The following is a 16,186-nucleotide window of genomic DNA, read 5'->3' on the forward strand; positions in this document are numbered from 1 at the left end:
ATTATCCGAATGACCGGTGAAACCGACCTTGCCACCCTGATCTCCCAGATGCGTCCGATGCTGGATCCGGAGCCTTATGTTTTCTGCACCTTTGCTTCGAAATCCATGACGGACCTCGCGGAATATGACCCGATCGGGCTCTTTGCGGAAACGGAAGGCCTGACAGCCATCCTGCCGGTGGAGCGTGCGCGCGAACTGGGTTTGGCCGAGGCCGAATGGTTTCGCCGGATAACCCTGACAGTGCATTCGTCACTTGAAGCCGTGGGGCTGACGGCGTCGATCTCGGCTGCATTGGCCACTGAGGGTATTTCGGCAAATGTGGTCGCAGCCTATTTTCACGATCATGTTTTTGTGCCCGAAGAGCGCGCCGATGATGCCCTGGCAGCGCTGCGCAAACTCGCTGGGGACATCTGACACTGCTTTTCTTAGTTGGCCGAACTTCGGGCTGGGTGGCGAATTCGGTGGATTTTCCCTTGCAATTTCCGGTTTGCCTTCCCATTCCTAAGCGGGAGCAAGCGGGGTAAGAGCATGCAACGGGTCAAGCGGCGTCTGGCGGCAGTTATGTGCGCAGACGTTGCGCAATATTCCAAGCTCATGGAGCGGGATGAAGACGGAACGCTGGACCGGCTCAAGGCCTATCGGTTGGTGATGTCTGCGCTGACCGAGCGTCACAATGGACGTATCGTCAACACCTGGGGTGATGCCGTCATCATCGAGTTCGCCTCGGTGATGGAGGCCGTTCAATGCGCCGTCGACATTCAGAACGAGCTTTCCGTTCGCAATGCGGACCTTCCGGACCTGAACAGGATGGAGTTTCGCATCGGTATCAATCTCGGCGACATCATGGTTGAGGGCGAGGATATCTACGGCGACGGTGTGAATGTTGCCGCCCGTTTGCAGGAAATCGCGCCGAGGGGCGGGATCATGCTCTCCCAATCGGTCTATGACCAGGTCAAGACCAAGATGGCGCTGGGCTTTGAGCCGCTTGGCCCTCAACATGTCAAGAACGTTACCGATCCCGTTGAAACCTATTGCGTACGTATTGGCGGTCGCAATGCGCCGGAGGAAAAAAGTTCCGGGCAGGAGACGAACGGAACTGCGGAGCGACGCCAGACCGAAATTCCAAGACCGGAATGGGAACGAGACACCCAGGCGGTTGCCTCCGGGTTTGAACAGGCGCGCCGTTGGTTGAGGGCTCAGCCAAAGCGGGTGCGAAGCTGCGTTTTCATGATCGGCCTGTTTTTCGTGATCAACCTGCTGACATCTGGCTTGTCCACATTGTGGTTTGTCTGGCCGTCCCTGCCTTTCGCAGCCATGCTGGTTTGGTATCTGCTTGTCGGGCGACAGGAAAAGCGCTTCGGCGAGACGACGAGACCGGGTGATTGAGAGAGGGCAATGTCACCTGTTGCCGATCTGATAACTCTTTTCACGCTAATCAGGGTCTGATGATTTGCGAGTGCAACTGACTTCGCTTACACATGGACCAACGCGGGGCGACGAAACATTCCGTCAGCCCATCGAAAATGCCGGCTCGGCCGGCCCAACAGCAAAGGGAGCTTAATCCTGCGCATGAAAAACTATTCGACCACGGTGCCTGCACGCCTCGACGATGAAGACGAGGATAAGCCCAAGAGCCAGCCGTCGATCCAGGTCGACAAGCATCTGTTCGAAGCGCGCACAGTCCTGATCACCGGCCCGGTGACACAGGACATGGCCCGCGACGTGTGCGCCCGGCTTCTGGCGCTGGCGCAGGTTTCCAACGACCCGATCACGGTCATTGTTTCGTCTCCGGGCGGTCATGTCGAATCCGGTGACATGATTCACGACACCATCAAGTTCATCGCACCCGAGGTCCGTATCCTCGGCATGGGCTGGGTCGCCAGCGCCGGTGCGCTGATTTACGTGTCCGTTCCCAAGGACAAGCGTTTCTGCACGCCGAACACTCGCTTCCTGCTTCATCAACCGTCCGGTGGTGCCGGCGGCATGGCTACGGATATCGAGATCCAGGCCAAGGAAATCATCAAGATGCGCGATCGACTGAACAAGATCTTCGCGGCGGCGACTGGCCAGCCGATCGAACGGATCGAAAAAGACACCGATCGCGACTACTGGATGAGCCCGGAAGAGGGTATCGACTACGGTCTGGTCGGCAAGATCGTCACGAGCGTGGACGAACTGGGTTGATCCCGACTGACCTGACTGCAAACGTAGAAACGCCGGCAAATGCCGGCGTTTTTTCTATCCGAACCGATCAGAGGCAGATCGGTTCGGGTTCGACGGAATAGACCATTACCGGTGCAACCGGCTTGGGGTTGAGCACATGCGGCCGAAGTCGGGACATGAGCTCACGCAGGTGCTCTTCGTCTCCGGGGGCAGGGGCGCCGTCGAAGATGACTGCGACAAGGTGATCCACGAAGCGTTCGTAGATGTTGTTGCAGGTGCAGATCGGCGCCAGCAGTTCACAGACGGGCTTGCCGTCGTAAAATGGCGCTCCACCGGCAAGGAAGATCAGGAACTCGGTCAGATCGTCCGAGTGTTCGAATTCCGGCAGAAAGTTGGTCACGTCGAAACACGGGTCCTGTTCCAGTCTCGCTTTGAGGCGAGGCATTGCCCGCATGATCGCCGTGCGACCGCCTAATTTCATATAGAGTGTCATCTGGCTAACCCTCATTGATCCTTCATTACGATGTCGCCAAGATGACTCAGAAAGCGTGCCAGCCCTGTGACTCCGATCACGGATAAACCCTTTGTCAAAATCACCAGTGCCCGCTAATGGCGAATTGGTGTGGTGAAAACAGCCCCTAAACGGCCGTTTTCAACGGTTTGAGCAGGAAGATGTCGGTAAAATGTGACAGGCGCGTTACAGGACCCGTAATCAGCGGTCCGTTAGTCCCCGCGGAGGCATCGGCGTCCACATTGTTAAAAATAGTGAGGCATCTAAGGAAAGCGCGCGGTAGTCGGATCGGCGAAAAGCCTGACCAAATCGAAGCCTGCCAGCAATCGCCAAAGTTCGGATTAACTTCACAAATGCTGCGAATCGATGCGCCCTGACTTCCGGCATTCGCCGGACTTTCCGCTCTCGATGACCGCTGTCGTGGGGACAGCGTCCCCGGCGATGAGGCGGGCTCTGCCGGTTTCCTTTGCCAAATAAAGATTTCTGTCAGCCCGTTCAAAAAGCGAGGCAGGGGTGTCTTCTGGCCTTTTTTCCGCCAGACCCGCGCTTGCGGTATAGGCGTATCTCCTGCCGCGCGCGAACATTGGTGTCGCGTTCAAGAGATCAAGCATGCGACTGACGACAATTGTCGCTTGCTCCAAATTTGTTTCCGGCAGGATCAGCGCGAATTCTTCACCACCCACACGGCAAACGACATCCGTCTGGCGAAGATGTTCCAGACATCTTTGCGCAAAATGAACGAGGATTTCATCTCCAAGCTGATGGCCATGGGCATCGTTGATCGACTTGAAATGGTCCAGGTCGATAAGGGAGATGCAGAAATCGTGGTCATAGCGAGCAGATCGACTGTATTCCTTGTCCAGTTCCTGGTCGAACCCGCGGCGGTTGGCGATACCGGTAAGCGGATCCGTGAGTGCCAGGTTTTCAAGTTCGGTCCGCTCCTGGCCGAAATGCAAGATCTTGTTGTTGAGCGACGAAATGTCGGCATTGAGCGCGGCAAACTTGCTGGAAAGGTTCATGCTCTCGTCGAAGCGGACAAGAACGGCGCCGTCAATTCCGGTGCCCGGCACAGACAATCTGTGGCCGAAAGCAACGCTTTCATATCCGGACAGAAGTTTCAGGCGCACCGGTACGGGAGTGGTTGATGACCTGCACATCGACAGGTAGTCAGCCACCTGCGCTGTATCCCTGACCTTGTCCGAAAGTTGTTCACCTACACTAATTCCGGCAAGAGATTTGGCTGCTTTATTTGCGAGAACCACGCGGCCGTAATCGTCCAGCAGCAGAATAGGCTGGGGCATGGTCTGTACAAGGGCCGATATGATGGCAGTGGACCTGGGCACGACTATCGAACCTTGTAGAATTCTTTGCCGTTGACATCGTTCTCTGCGGTCGGAGCCAGGTGGACAACAACACGGCAGTCAGTATCACCACGGGCAATTGACCTGTCGATCTGGACCCTGGCGTAGCCATGGCAATCTGCAGCAATTCTTCCGAACACGTTTGTCGTCATCATGCAGAGGGAAGGGCGGTCCTTGACGCGATCCCCGAACGGGCAGCGGGCGTTCTTGAGGATCAAGACCTTGTCGTCTTCGTATTCGACACTGAACTGGCCGCCGATCCGTCGTTTCAGGTCAACTAGGACGTCTGCCAGCAAAGGCCTTGGGATCTGTTCAAGATGCAGGGCAGACTTGTAATCGGAATTGACCTTTTCACCGATGCGGTTGGCTACCAGTGCGATGAACCCTTCCGCCTCGTTCAATCCGACAATTTCCTGCAGTGCTCCGCTGAGCTCTCGAATGATCTGATTGAAGAAGTCGGTTGTCTCCAGAGGGATCTGTGCCTTGGTGATTTCCGGCTGCTGCTGGTCCACTTCAATCGGCAGGCTCATGAACGATCCTCCTAGGGTTGCAATCTTACGTTGGGTGAATTTTCTTTCGAATCAATTAAATCATTGAAATAAAGAGATAATAACAGTGCAACCTGGAGATTTGTGACAATGCGAGGGCGAACGTCTGAACCTCGAACATTGTCGTAATTGTCATGCGGGAGAACGACTAGAAAATCCGGGCCAAGGCCGTGAAAACCTTGTTGGCTCAAAAGCTGTCAGCATGTGTTTCAACTTCGGCTTCAAGTCTCAATATTGTCGATTTCGCCGTATCTTTGTCACGCATCGGGCCCGCAACGATTCGGATTTTCAAGATGTATGTTTACCTATCCAAGATCGGCGGATTTCTGATCCTGCCATCCAATTTTCTCGTTGTTCTTCTGGCTTTGGGATTGGTGCTCAGCCTTACGTCAAAGTGGCGGCGCAGTGGACGGTTTCTGACTTTCGCCGGTTTCCTTGGTTTGGTGGTTTGCGCTTTCTCACCGGCAGCCAACTGGTTGATTGTGCCCCTCGAGGACCGTTTTCAGCGTCCCGGCACTTTGGAGAATTATGACGGGATCATCGTTCTGGGCGGTGCAGTGGACACGGTGGTGACCGGCGTGAGGGGCGACACGGCGCTGACAATGTCCGCCGAGCGCATCACCATCACTGCGCGGCTGGCCAAAGCGCTGCCGGAGGCGAAGATCATCCACACCGGTGGGCAGGGCATGATCGTGTCGGACCAGGCAACAGAAGCCGAAGGGGCTGCACGACTGTTTCGAGACTTCGGCATCTCTCCCGATCGCGTCATACTGGAAGACAAGTCCCAGAACACCTGGCAAAACGCAGTCTACGCAAAGGATATTGTGCAACCGCAGCCCGGACAGCAGTGGCTTCTTGTCACTTCGGCCTATCACATGCCGCGCGCCATGGGAGTGTTCGAAAAGGCCGGTTGGACCGGGGTGACGGCATATCCGGTGGACTATCGCACGCGTGGACCGCAGGACAAGTCGCTCGGCTTCGACGGTGCTTCAAAAGGCCTGCGGCGCTTTGATATCGCCTACCGGGAATGGGTTGGTCTGGCTGTCTATTGGATGCTTGGCAGGAGCACGGAATTCTTCCCTGGTCCGTGAATGTGCAAAACCCTTTCGACTGTCAGCGACTTTTGAAATTGAACCTCTTTTACTGTGCGGAGCGTGTTCCCATATACTGGGCTCAATCAGGGATTTGAAAGGACGTGGGCTGATGGTCCTCGAAGCGCCGATCGTTGCGGCAGACGTCGTACAATGGCTCTACAGCGATGCGCCCCAATTGAAGGGGACGCTGGAAATCGTCACTGAGATGGCGAAACGTCTGCGCGCCGGAAAAGTTCCGGTCGATCGTGTCACCACGGGGATCTGGGTGGTGCATCCGAACGTGCGCGCGGAAAGCTCGATCTGGGTCAACGGCCAGACACCGGAATTGCGCCTTCACACTGCGGAGAACAAATCGCAGGACGAGTACCAGAAAAGTCCGATCAAGCGCGTGCATGAAACGCAGAAGGCCGTTCGTGTGGAAATCGGCAAGAAGCCGGCTGTCGCCGACGAATTTCCGATCACCGCAGAGCTGCACCAGGAAGGCTATACCGACTATATCGCACTACCCATGCGGTTCTCCGACGGCTCGGTGAAGGTTGCGAGTTTCGCAACCAAGACACCTGGCGGATTTTCTGGGTCGCATATCGGCGTTTTTGAATCGCTGATCCAGCCGCTTGCCCTCGTGTGTGAACTAAAAACACTACGCCGCACCGCAGAAACCGTTCTGGACACCTATGTCGGCCCGCGGGCGGGTTCGAAGGTTCTGGACGGCACCACGCGGCGTGGAGAAGGCGAATGGATCAAGGCGGTTGTCAGCTTCGCCGACATTCGTGGGTTCACGCGTCTTTCCAACACGCTTCCGGCGGACAAGATCGTATTGTTTCTGAACAAGTATTTCGGAGCGATGACAGCAGCTGTCGAAGCCCACGGTGGCGAGGTGCTGAAGTTCATTGGCGATGAAGTGATGGCGATCTTTCCGTATGAAACCGAAGAGGAAGCCAGGGACGCCTCGGTGCGTGCGCTGATGGCAGCACGTGAAACGCTGACGCGGATCGAGGCGATCAACACGGCCCGAACCTGTTCGGTCACACCTGACCTGAGCGTTGGAATTGCCCTTCATGCAGGCGATGTCTTCTACGGCAATGTCGGCAGCGAAACGCGGCTGGACTTCACGGTCGTCGGCCCTGTGGTCAATCTTGCGGCCCGTATTGCAGAGCTTGCAAAGGACCTGCAGCGCCAGCTTCTGGTCTCGGATGCCCTGGCCGATATCATGGGGTGCCGGTCGGGCCTTTATGGCCGCTATCAGGTGAAGGGGTTTGATGAACCCGTATCGGTGTATTCGCCGGATTTGTCCGCGGATCCCAAGTTCGGATATTGCCCCAAGAGCACAGCGGCTCTGGCCTTGGAAACGAACTGACGACGTAGCAGGACCAGGAGAACGGCGAGGGTGGTTGCGGCAAATACATAAGGCCCGGCGAACCACCCAAGGAAGCCGATCGAAAAGAACAGCGCTCGCTGGCCGCGATTGAAATGGCGGCCGGCGAGAACGCCCAGCTCTCCGGCCTGCGCAGCCATTTTCGCGATCACTTCGTCAGATGCCTGACCTTGTTGCGGGACTGCGCCCATGACGATACTGGCATAATTGAAGAGCCGGTACGCCCAGCCGAATTTGAAAAATCCATAGGCAAAGATCAGCATCAGGGCGAGCACCTTGATTTCCCAGAGTGCTCGGCTGTCGGCCACCGGGATGGACAGGTCACCGGCGACCTGAACGATGCGTTCCGTTGCATCCAGAAGCGCGAAACCGCCACCGATCGCCAGTAGGGACGTTGACGCGAAGAAGGCGGTGCCTTGCTGCAGACCTGACATGATAGACGTGTCCATGATGCGGACTTCCCGCAGGCTCATGGCACGCATCCAGCCTCGTCTGTAGGTTTCCATGGCGCTGGACAAAGTCTTTTTACGCAGCGGACTGACATCGATCAGCAAATTGAAACCGAGCCAGGCAAACAGAAACCAGGCGGCTGCTGCCAGGTCCATATTCGAGAGCGCGTGCATCCTGATCCCTTTTGATTCTCCGGTGGCCGAATCCGGCCATGGTCTGTCTTACCAGACTTTTTCCTTGTCCCTAACAGGCAGCACCGAGAGGACTAAGTGGCTGAATTTCCTGATGCGAAACGAGGAATGCAAAAATGCGGGATCAGCTGCTCTTTTTTTGCGCTTGCGAAATGGTAATGGATCGTTTACCTCCTCGCCTCAATGGCGCCATATTTGAGGTCGGTGGGACCCGGCGTCGCACAACAATATGTAGGGTTTTTATGGACGAAAACGTGCAGAAATCTTGTTGGAGCGTCACTCTCTGGACTGTCGCTGCAGTGGGCCTCGCATTGACGATGGTACTTCTGTTCAACGATGTTGAAAGTGCACAACAAGCCGTCGCCGCCGCCAAATAAGCCAGCGGGACGCAAGGAAAACAAAGGCGCAGCGTGAGGCTGCGCCTTTTGTCGTTTTAGCGGACATTTTATGCGAGCTCGGTATTCTCCGAGCTGGGAAGGCGTCGCTCGAACTTCGGGTTTGTCAGTTTCCGGCAGAACTGGTTGAGAACGAAATCTCAGGCCTGTCCGACGGCCCGTAGGACTGCCTGAATTCCATTTGCCGCACCACTGTCCTGTTGCCGGGATGGCTGATGAGGAACGCGGTATAGGCTCTTTCACCCAGAGGCAGCAGTACAAGCTGGACGGTGCCGGATCCTGGCCAGTCCAGTTCCGCGCCCCAGGCCGGAACATCTTCCGGATTGTCTTTCCCGAACAATGCCTGAATGTCGATGTCATGAAGCAGGGACGTTCCGTTGGCGTCCCACGTCAACGCAGCCAGGCCTTGTTCCAGCGGAAACAGGCTGAGTTTGGCGCCGTTGATCTCGACATCAAGACGGTTGGTGGCATCCCTTTCGATCAGGGCCGTGCCTTCGCTCATGTCGGTTGCCAGCGCGATGCGTTCCCCGTTGCTTTGAACGAAACCTTCTGTGTTCACCACCTTGAATATGCCAACGGGGATGCTTTCCGCCTGAAGTGGCAAAACGGAAACGAGAAAGACCAGCAACGATGTGAGTGTACGTAACACGCCCGGACCCTGTATTGAGCTTTTGTCCGGACCATACACCTCCAAAACTTTAGAAAGTCTTTGTCCAATACCGGACTCGGCTCGCTAAGCTGCTCAAAACTCAAGGTTATCGTCTATTTTGACTGGGATACCACGAGGTCCTCTATTGTCGAATGTTCCGGTTGCCAGCCGGTTGCCCTTCGGGCATGGCTGACGTCGACGGATTGCGACAAGGCAAAACCGGCGGCCCAGTCGGTCAGTGGTTCGGCTGCTTCAGAGGCCGGAACCGTTACGATTTCCAACGGCAACCCGTGGCGGGCTGAAATGTGAGATGCCAGATGACCGACCGAGATGCCGGGAATGCAGCTCGCGATCAGTGACATCCGGAACCTTGCGTTCTTGAGGGCAAGAGCATAAAGCGCGGCAAGGTCGTTGATTTCAACAAGCGCCCATTTGGTTTGCGACGTCGCGCGGGTTTCGAACGGCCTGCCTTCCTTCAGCGCGGCGGTCATCTCGGCAATCGGTCCGGTCGTCTGGCTGCAGGCGAGGGCCGGATGAATGACGGTCAGATTGAGATCCGTTCCGTGTGACAGGGTCCTGATCGTCTCGGTCATGAAGCGAAACGCAGGTAAGGGGGCGAACTGGGTTTTCTCGGTCAGCAGGCTGTCGCCTGTCGTTGCGGGAAAGAGCCAGATGCCTCCGGTGTAGATAATCTTGAGCGGCTGCTTGCGGTGCCTTGATGCCTGTTTCAGCGCAAGCATGCTCTGGCGGTCAACACGGCCCATGTCTTCAGAAAAAGTTGCACCAAGATGGATGACGGCATCGCATGAGGCCGCCCGTGATACCCAGCTTTCCGGTGCTCGCAGGTCGCCCGGGTAGGCGCTTGCACCGAACGCACGCAGCTTTGCCGAGGACGCGTCAGAGCGGGCCAGACCGATTACCCTGGCACCATCCTGAACCAGCCGCTTTACCACGGCAGAACCGATCTCGCCGGTTCCACCCGTTACAAATACTTCCATGGGCAAAGAGAACCCCGTTCTTGCCATCGGCGCAAGCTGAAGCTGCCTGTGAAGGTGGACAATCCACCGCCGTTTCTCGCCACAATCTTGACCTTGGCGGGAAGCCTGATACGTCAGAAGCATGACCTTGCATCTGGTAAAACTGTGCGTCGGCGCGGACAGCGTCGAGTCTCTTCAGGCCTGGATCGATTTTCGTATGGACAATGCCCGCAAATCGGGACTTCCGGCGGAAACGATCCATACGACGCGCATGGTGCCAACCCGCAAGGACGAGCTTCTGGACGGTGGTTCTCTCTATTGGGTGATCAAGGGCAGGATCCAGGTGCGTCAGCACCTGATCGACATCAGGCCGTTTACGGATCAGGCGGGCGTCAAACGCTGCGACCTGGTGATGGAACCGAGACTGATCCTGACCCAGTACCAGCCCAAGCGGCCGTTTCAGGGCTGGCGATATCTGAAGGTGCAGGACGCGCCGGCGGACCTGAAGGCTGGTGGTACGGCACACGCCATGCCGGAAGACATGCGGCGGGATCTTACGGAACTCTGCCTGCTTTGATCCGCTGATATCAGCCTGGATCCGGCAGGGCCTTCTGAAGATGCGTGACCAGTGTGCCGAGTTCCGGCCAGCCGCGCCCGAGGCCCGGGTTCTCCTTCTTTCGTGTCATGGCAAGGTGGGCATAGCCATGCACCAGCGACCACACGAGTATCTCGATTTCTTCCGGGTCAGTCCCTTCAGGGATCAGCGGGGCGCATGTTTCGCGCAGGATGGCGTAGGCCCTTGAGGCGTGCACCGCGAATTCCTCGTCATCCTCATTGAACTTCTGTCCCGAAAAAATGAACAGGAACAGCTCCGGGTGGCCGGTGGCGAAATCCAGATACCCCTGGCAGATCGCGCTCAGTCTTTCTGTTGCCGCAGGAGGGGACGCATCGAGGCGTTGTTCCATCGCCTGGCAAAACAGGGCGAATCCGCGCGCTGCAATCGCCGTCGACAAACCTGCGATGTTCTTGAAGTGATAACCGGGCGCAGCGTGTGACACACCTGCCTTGGCGGCGCATTCACGCAACGAGAGCTTGTCCGGACCACGTTCTCGCAGAAGCGCCACGCCTGCATCAACCAGGGATTTTCGAAGACTGCCGTCTCTTTTGCGACGAGAAGGAGGAGGAGCTGTCATGTGATCTTCATCGGCCATTCGCTTGACAGTGTCAAGTTTCGCTCTATCTTGACACTGTCAAGTTTTGTTGGAGGGTCGGTATGTCGATGGTTTCAAAGTTTGCAGCAAACGTGGCTTTTTGGACGGCAGCTGTGAGCGCCGCTCTGGTCGCCGTGGCTTCATTGAGGTTTTTGGCGCTGGGGGTATCCGCTTCGATGGAATTCGTGGCGCATAACCTCGATGGAAATGCGCTGATGCTTTACGCCCATATCGGTGTTGCACCGATCGCACTTGCGTTGATGCCGTTTCAATTCATGACAAGGTTGCGAGCCAGCAGGCCGAAACTGCATCGCTGGCTGGGGCGGGGGTACGTCGTGTCAATCCTGGTCTCGGGGATAGCGGGACTTCAGCTTGCCTTTCACACGACTGCAGGCCCCTTCGCTGCAACAGGCTTTGCGATTCTTGCGGTCTTGTGGCTGGCGACGACCGGTATCGCGTTGGCCTTTGCCTTGAGGCGGCAATTCCCGCGTCACCGAGCCTGGATGCTGCGTTCGGCAGCCCTTACATTTGCTGCCGTAACATTGCGGGTCTATCTGGGGAGCAGCATGGCGGCGGGGGTCGATTTTGAAGTCGCCTATCCGCTTATCGCCTGGCTGTGCTGGGTGCCTAACGTCCTCGTCATGGAGGCATACCTGCAGATGGCTCGGCCCGGAAAGACACGCCTGATTTCAGCGGTAGCGTAAGAACATGATCGGCTGCGACATGTCGCATCCGACGGCTTGAGGCTTGCCAAAACGACAGCTCCGACCCAAGTTGAGTGTCACCAACTGGCAGAAGGAGGCGGCCGTGAACGTCAAGACCGGCAAAGGCGCGGTAGACCCGAGGGTCCGGCAGGACGCTAGCGTGCCTTCAGCCGAATCCGATGTCGCTGCCTTTCTTCAGAAGGCCAAGGAAATTGCTCCGCAACCGGGCAGCGACGGGCGACTGGTTTTTGCCCTGGATGCTACCATGAGCCGTCAACCGACCTGGGACCAGGCCTGTCAGATTCAGGCGGAGATGTTTCAGGAAGCCGGCAAGATTTCAGGCCTCAGCATCAAGCTTGTCTATTTTCGCGGCTTCGGTGAATGCCGGGCGTCCCGCTGGTTTTCCAGCGGCACTGAGCTTGCCCAGGCCATGAGCCGGATTTCCTGTCAGGGTGGGCGTACCCAGATCCGAAAGGTGCTCTCGGCTGCGTTGTCCGCTGCCAATACCGAGAAAATCGCGGCGCTGGTCTATGTCGGCGATTGCATGGAAGAGGACGTGGATGCCCTGTGTGACAAGGCCGGCCAGCTGGGCATGCTTGGTGTGCCGATGTTCCTGTTTCAGGAGGGGCGTGACAGCGTCGCTGAGCGCGCGTTTCGCGAGATGGCCAGACTGACCAACGGCGCCTTTTGCCGGTTTGATTCCGGGTCGGCCCAGCAACTGGCTGATCTTTTGAAAGCGGTTGCCGTTTTCGCCAGCGGAGGCCGGACAGCACTCCAGCAGCTGGAAAAACAAGGTGGCAAGGGCGCAACGCTCCTGCTGCAGCAGCTACCATCGGCCCGCTAGAGCCCGGAAAGCGCCGCGCTTGCACTTCCTTGCTGTAGCCGGTGCCGCAGGTTTACATAATCGGCAACTTTCAACACGTGACTGGAGTAGGGCCGGAGCATCCCAATATGATGGTCCCGGGCCGGCGAACGGGGAACCTACCGCCACATGATTTATCTGATTATCGGCTTGATACTGCTGACCGCCCTGTTGACGCTCGGCAACAAGTTCGTGAACGCCAATCCCGCAAATCTGGCCAGAGGACTTCGCCTCTTCGGAGGTGCGTTTCTGATGGTGCTGGCGCTAGTCTTTGCGCTGACGGGCCGGTTCGTGTTTGCCATCCCGTTGTTCGGGCTTGGCTTGTCGGTGCTGGGCATGTCCGGGCTGAACTGGCTCTCGTCAGGCTACAAACCCCAGAAAACCTCCGGACAACGTTCCCGCGTGCGGACCGCTATGGTGGAGATGGAACTCGATCACGATACCGGTCACATGACCGGGACCGTGCTGGCAGGCACCTATCAGGGGCGCGAGCTGGATCAGTTGACCGAAACGGACCTGGAAGCCTTTTGGCGGGAAACAGCCCAGGACGGTCAGAGCCAGAAGTTAGTCGAAGCTTATCTCGACCGCAGGCTTGCCGGTTGGCGTGAACACTTCCAGGCGGATGGAGCAGAGCGGCAGGGAAGCGCGGCGAGCTCTGGCCCCATGACAGATGAGGAGGCCTACCAGATCCTGGGGCTTACGCCCGATGCCGGGGACGCGGAAATTAGAGCCGCGCACCGCAGGCTTATGATGCGGGTCCATCCCGACCAGGGAGGCTCCGGTTTCCTCGCGGCGAAAATCAACGAGGCTAAAGACACGCTTCTCAGAAGACATTGACGGCATCCGTTACGCGGTTACTGGTAGATGGCGAAGCAAGCGTATTTTGCCTTTTTCAAGCTTTTGCAGGCATTCCACGCAGCTGTTTTCGTGTCGAAGCCGACGAAGCGGGCCCGGTAAAGGGTCTGTCCGTTGGTGTCGACGGGTTCGGTGTAAGGGACCCGGCCGCGAAGGGCGGATCCGGTCTTGGCCTTGGCGTTCTTAAGCATCGTGATGGCCTGGCCTTCGGATTCTGTTGCGGCGATCTGGACCTGCCAGCCCGGCTCGACATCGCGGGTGTCGCTGGTTGCAACCGTAACGCTGTCGTCATCGCTGCTGTTGTCGGCAGCAGTGGCTTCCGGTGCAGCAACCGTTTCAACCGGCGTCGTGTTGACCGCGATCGTCTGAACGGAGACAGTCTTGACCGATTGCGCGGAACCGACAGCGCGCTGGCTGTTGTCCGACTTCACGACCTCTGCTCTTGCAGCTTCGATCAGGGCAGTCCGGGAAATCGAATTGGTGTTCAGCGGCTCATCCGGGCTTGAAGGCGGGATCGGCGGCAGAGCTGTTGCGACTGCAAAGGTGCTGTCAAAGCGTTGCTTGACCAGTTTCGGCGGCAGCGGAACGTCGTTGCCAAAGCCGGGAACCGAGGCAGGGGGCTGGGCCGAAGCCATGACTGGCGCATTGGACGCAGTCACGGGAAGGGGGGCCGGAGCCGGTGTCGGAATGGCGCTGGGGTTGGATGGTGCGGTGAATGCCAGCACCATCGGCTCACCCGTTGCAGGCACAGGTTCGCTTCCCGGCTTGCTGTTCGGAAGAGGCGGGTTCTTCAGTGCAACGGCCACGAAAGTCGGTTCAGACGTGCTCTGAGCGATCAGCGGGGCAGTTCTCGGACCGCGGCTTGCCTTGGACAGATAGGAGTTGATGAGCTTTGTCATCTGCGCGTTGCGTGACGCGCCGGTCTTGCCACCCATCACAACGGCCACAATCTGTCGTCCGTCCCGGTTTACAGATGTCACCAGGTTGAAGCCGGAAGCCCGGATGTAACCGGTCTTGATGCCGTCCACACCCTTTACGCGGCCCAGCAGCTTGTTGTGGTTGCCATAGGTGCGTCCCTTGTACTTGTAGGCACGGGTTTTGAAGTAGCCGTAGTACTGCGGGAAACGTTCCTGGATCGCGCGGCCGAGCGTCGCCATGTCGCGGGCAGTCGTACGCTGTCCGCTGTCGGGCAGGCCGTGCGGATTGCGGAAAGTGGTCTTCGACATGCCGATCTGGCGCGCCGTACGTGTCATGCGCTCGGCGAATTTCTTTTCAGAGCCACCAAGGTTTTCAGCGATCACGGATGCGACGTCGTTCGCGGACTTGGTGACAAGTGCGAGGATGGCGTCCTTGACCTTGATCGTACCGCCGGGCTTGAGGCCCAGCTTGGACGGCGGACGTGCAGAAGCGTAGCTGGAAACGCTCAGGTTAGAGTCCAGCGACAGTCGCCCGGCTTCCAGTTCCTCAAACACAAGATAAAGCGTCATGATCTTGGTGAGTGATGCCGGGTACCGGTAGGCGTCAGCCGAGGAGGAGTAAAGTGTCTTGCCGGTCTTGGCATCAACGACGATCCCCGCATATTTCGGGTTGGCCATCGCCGTTGCCGGCACCCCCAGGAGCACCAGGCCGAGGGTCAAGATCTTTGCGGTGCGGGCGAGAGCCCGTCCTTTGCGAAAAATACGCATCCCAAACACAATTACTATCCCATTCTGGGTCACGTGGTTCGTATCTGGAGCGGCACGGTTCGGATCTTAACCCCCTGCGATTCAAAGCCGCGGCCCCGTTGTTCTCCATGTCATTTGATGGAATCACGGTTACGAATGAGTAAATGAATGATCGAAAAAGCACTTAAAAAAATAGTTTTTTGTTAGAGTTAATTGTTGGTTAAAGTTGTGTTTTGCGTACTTGAAAAGAATTGTTTTGATGTAATTCTTATTTCCATTTATTTTATTGGTTAAGAGTTCGTTTATTTCCGACAACTGTTGTTCCGAAGTTGGTCAATTTAAAGAATTTGACTGAAATCTTTCTGGGGCTTTGTTGCTTCCTGCTTCCGGTTGCTGGGGCCGGTCTCGATCAGAGGTATCTGTTTTCCCGGGGGAGCCTGACAGTTTACGCCATGGAAGGATTGTCAATTTCGCGCAATGGTTGTTTTTGCAATGCAAAATCGCCTTGACACTTATTGTGCAGTGCATTACGACAAATTCCCGTAGGTAACGCGATGCGCGCGCCGGGCCGCCCCATAAGGCCGATGCTTGGGATTGGAAACCGGTTCGCCGGAAAAGGGCAGAAAAATGATGAACAACTTTGATGAAATGCAGAAGATGAGCAAAGACAACATGGATATGGCCATGGCGTCCTTCGGCTCCTTCAGCAAGGGTTTCCAGGCCATCGCCGCTGAAATGGCCGACTACCAGAAAAAGTCCTTCGAGGAAGGTTCCGCAGCTGTTGAGAAGCTCGTTTCCTCCAAGTCCCTCGACAAGGCATTTGAAGCGCAGGCCGACTACGTCAAAACCGCTTACGAAGGTTTTGTTGGCGAGATGACAAAGATTGGTGAAATGGTCACCGACATGTCCAAGGACGCCTACAAGCCTTACGAAGGTGTGATGGGCAAGCTTGCGAAATAAGTTTTCCTTTTAGCCGTCGCAGGATGGCTTGAAGTTTCAAACCCGGCTCCGACGAGCCGGGTTTTTTCGTATATGTACAGATTTACAGGCTTCCCGCGCTTCATCCTGCCATTTGCAGCCGGATTTCGAAATGCGTTCTCTTGCCACCTTTTAATCATTAACGGGCAACCTACATTCCCCTTGACCGGCAGCGCAGGGACTACAAATGCGTTGTTG

At 56.9% G+C, this 16,186-nt stretch carries 18 protein-coding genes; 10 read left to right on the forward strand and 8 right to left on the reverse strand.

What is annotated here, in order from left to right:
- Positions 1-9 precede the first annotated feature (9 nt).
- From FIV05_RS18900 to FIV05_RS18910, 3 genes are all read left to right on the forward strand, one after another.
- Complete coding sequence (locus tag FIV05_RS18900; protein ID WP_152510606.1) at positions 10-414, forward strand: ACT domain-containing protein; 405 nt, start codon at positions 10-12, stop codon at positions 412-414.
- 114 nt (positions 415-528) lie between these two features.
- A complete protein-coding gene (locus FIV05_RS18905) occupies positions 529-1,386 on the forward strand; it encodes an adenylate/guanylate cyclase domain-containing protein (protein ID WP_152510607.1) in 858 nt (285 codons plus the stop codon).
- Positions 1,387-1,569: 183 nt separating this feature from the next.
- Entirely contained in the window at positions 1,570-2,184 is a 615-nt protein-coding gene (locus FIV05_RS18910) for an ATP-dependent Clp protease proteolytic subunit (protein WP_022998310.1), read from the forward strand.
- A 67-nt stretch (positions 2,185-2,251) separates the two neighbouring features.
- Here the strand turns inward: FIV05_RS18910 and FIV05_RS18915 are convergent, their stop codons facing one another.
- The 3 genes from FIV05_RS18915 to FIV05_RS18925 form a co-directional block, all read right to left on the reverse strand.
- Positions 2,252-2,656 carry a Clp protease ClpP gene (locus tag FIV05_RS18915; RefSeq protein ID WP_152510608.1) on the reverse strand — a complete coding sequence of 135 codons (405 nt, stop codon included), beginning with the start codon at positions 2,654-2,656 and terminating at the stop codon, positions 2,252-2,254.
- A 365-nt stretch (positions 2,657-3,021) separates the two neighbouring features.
- Complete coding sequence (locus FIV05_RS18920; protein ID WP_152510609.1) at positions 3,022-3,975, reverse strand: sensor domain-containing diguanylate cyclase; 954 nt, start codon at positions 3,973-3,975, stop codon at positions 3,022-3,024.
- Between the two features lie 44 nt (positions 3,976-4,019).
- The gene (locus FIV05_RS18925; protein WP_209009705.1) at positions 4,020-4,565 is read right to left on the reverse strand and encodes a methanogen output domain 1-containing protein; all 546 of its coding nucleotides are present in this window, start codon (positions 4,563-4,565) and stop codon (positions 4,020-4,022) included.
- Between the two features lie 311 nt (positions 4,566-4,876).
- Here FIV05_RS18925 and FIV05_RS18930 point away from each other — a divergent pair, with 311 nt between their 5' ends.
- Both FIV05_RS18930 and FIV05_RS18935 read left to right on the forward strand, forming a co-directional pair.
- Positions 4,877-5,674, forward strand: coding sequence for a YdcF family protein (locus FIV05_RS18930; RefSeq protein WP_152510610.1), 798 nt, complete (start codon positions 4,877-4,879; stop codon positions 5,672-5,674).
- 112 nt (positions 5,675-5,786) lie between these two features.
- On the forward strand, positions 5,787-7,034 hold the full coding sequence (locus FIV05_RS18935) for an adenylate/guanylate cyclase domain-containing protein (RefSeq protein ID WP_209009706.1): 1,248 nt from the start codon (positions 5,787-5,789) through the stop codon (positions 7,032-7,034).
- Here the strand turns inward: FIV05_RS18935 and FIV05_RS18940 are convergent.
- The 3 genes from FIV05_RS18940 to FIV05_RS18955 all read right to left on the reverse strand — a co-directional run bounded on the left by FIV05_RS18940 (position 6,920) and on the right by FIV05_RS18955 (position 9,735).
- A complete protein-coding gene (locus FIV05_RS18940) occupies positions 6,920-7,675 on the reverse strand; it encodes a DUF599 family protein (RefSeq protein WP_077292720.1) in 756 nt (251 codons plus the stop codon). The genes FIV05_RS18935 and FIV05_RS18940 overlap by 115 nt on opposite strands.
- A gap of 519 nt (positions 7,676-8,194) precedes the next feature.
- Positions 8,195-8,737, reverse strand: coding sequence for a hypothetical protein (locus tag FIV05_RS18950; protein ID WP_152510611.1), 543 nt, complete (start codon positions 8,735-8,737; stop codon positions 8,195-8,197).
- 113 nt (positions 8,738-8,850) lie between these two features.
- Positions 8,851-9,735 carry an SDR family oxidoreductase gene (locus FIV05_RS18955; RefSeq protein WP_209009707.1) on the reverse strand — a complete coding sequence of 295 codons (885 nt, stop codon included), beginning with the start codon at positions 9,733-9,735 and terminating at the stop codon, positions 8,851-8,853.
- Between the two features lie 121 nt (positions 9,736-9,856).
- Here FIV05_RS18955 and FIV05_RS18960 point away from each other — a divergent pair, with 121 nt between their 5' ends.
- Positions 9,857-10,291, forward strand: a complete 435-nt coding sequence (locus FIV05_RS18960; protein ID WP_152510613.1) for a DUF1489 family protein — start codon at positions 9,857-9,859, stop codon at positions 10,289-10,291.
- A 10-nt stretch (positions 10,292-10,301) separates the two neighbouring features.
- Here FIV05_RS18960 and FIV05_RS18965 read toward each other — a convergent pair whose 3' ends face one another.
- Positions 10,302-10,907, reverse strand: a complete 606-nt coding sequence (locus tag FIV05_RS18965; protein WP_173013883.1) for a TetR/AcrR family transcriptional regulator — start codon at positions 10,905-10,907, stop codon at positions 10,302-10,304.
- 131 nt (positions 10,908-11,038) lie between these two features.
- Between FIV05_RS18965 and FIV05_RS18970 the strand changes: the two genes are divergently transcribed.
- From FIV05_RS18970 to FIV05_RS18980, 3 genes are all read left to right on the forward strand, one after another.
- A complete protein-coding gene (locus FIV05_RS18970; RefSeq protein WP_209009708.1) occupies positions 11,039-11,629 on the forward strand; it encodes a DUF2306 domain-containing protein in 591 nt (196 codons plus the stop codon).
- 103 nt (positions 11,630-11,732) lie between these two features.
- Complete coding sequence (locus FIV05_RS18975) at positions 11,733-12,473, forward strand: VWA domain-containing protein (RefSeq protein WP_152510615.1); 741 nt, start codon at positions 11,733-11,735, stop codon at positions 12,471-12,473.
- Between the two features lie 147 nt (positions 12,474-12,620).
- A complete protein-coding gene (locus tag FIV05_RS18980) occupies positions 12,621-13,328 on the forward strand; it encodes a DnaJ domain-containing protein (RefSeq protein WP_152510616.1) in 708 nt (235 codons plus the stop codon).
- A 17-nt stretch (positions 13,329-13,345) separates the two neighbouring features.
- On the opposite strand, the gene FIV05_RS18985 is transcribed toward FIV05_RS18980, so the two are convergent.
- Positions 13,346-15,031 (reverse strand): SPOR domain-containing protein, encoded by a 1,686-nt coding sequence (locus FIV05_RS18985; protein ID WP_152510617.1) that lies wholly within the window; start codon positions 15,029-15,031, stop codon positions 13,346-13,348.
- Between the two features lie 606 nt (positions 15,032-15,637).
- Here FIV05_RS18985 and FIV05_RS18990 point away from each other — a divergent pair.
- The gene (locus FIV05_RS18990; RefSeq protein WP_055656591.1) at positions 15,638-15,970 is read left to right on the forward strand and encodes a phasin family protein; all 333 of its coding nucleotides are present in this window, start codon (positions 15,638-15,640) and stop codon (positions 15,968-15,970) included.
- The last annotated feature ends 216 nt before the right edge of the window (positions 15,971-16,186 follow it).

Origin of the sequence: Labrenzia sp. THAF191a (genome assembly GCF_009363335.1) — a bacterium.
GTDB lineage: Bacteria > Pseudomonadota > Alphaproteobacteria > Rhizobiales > Stappiaceae > Roseibium > Roseibium algicola.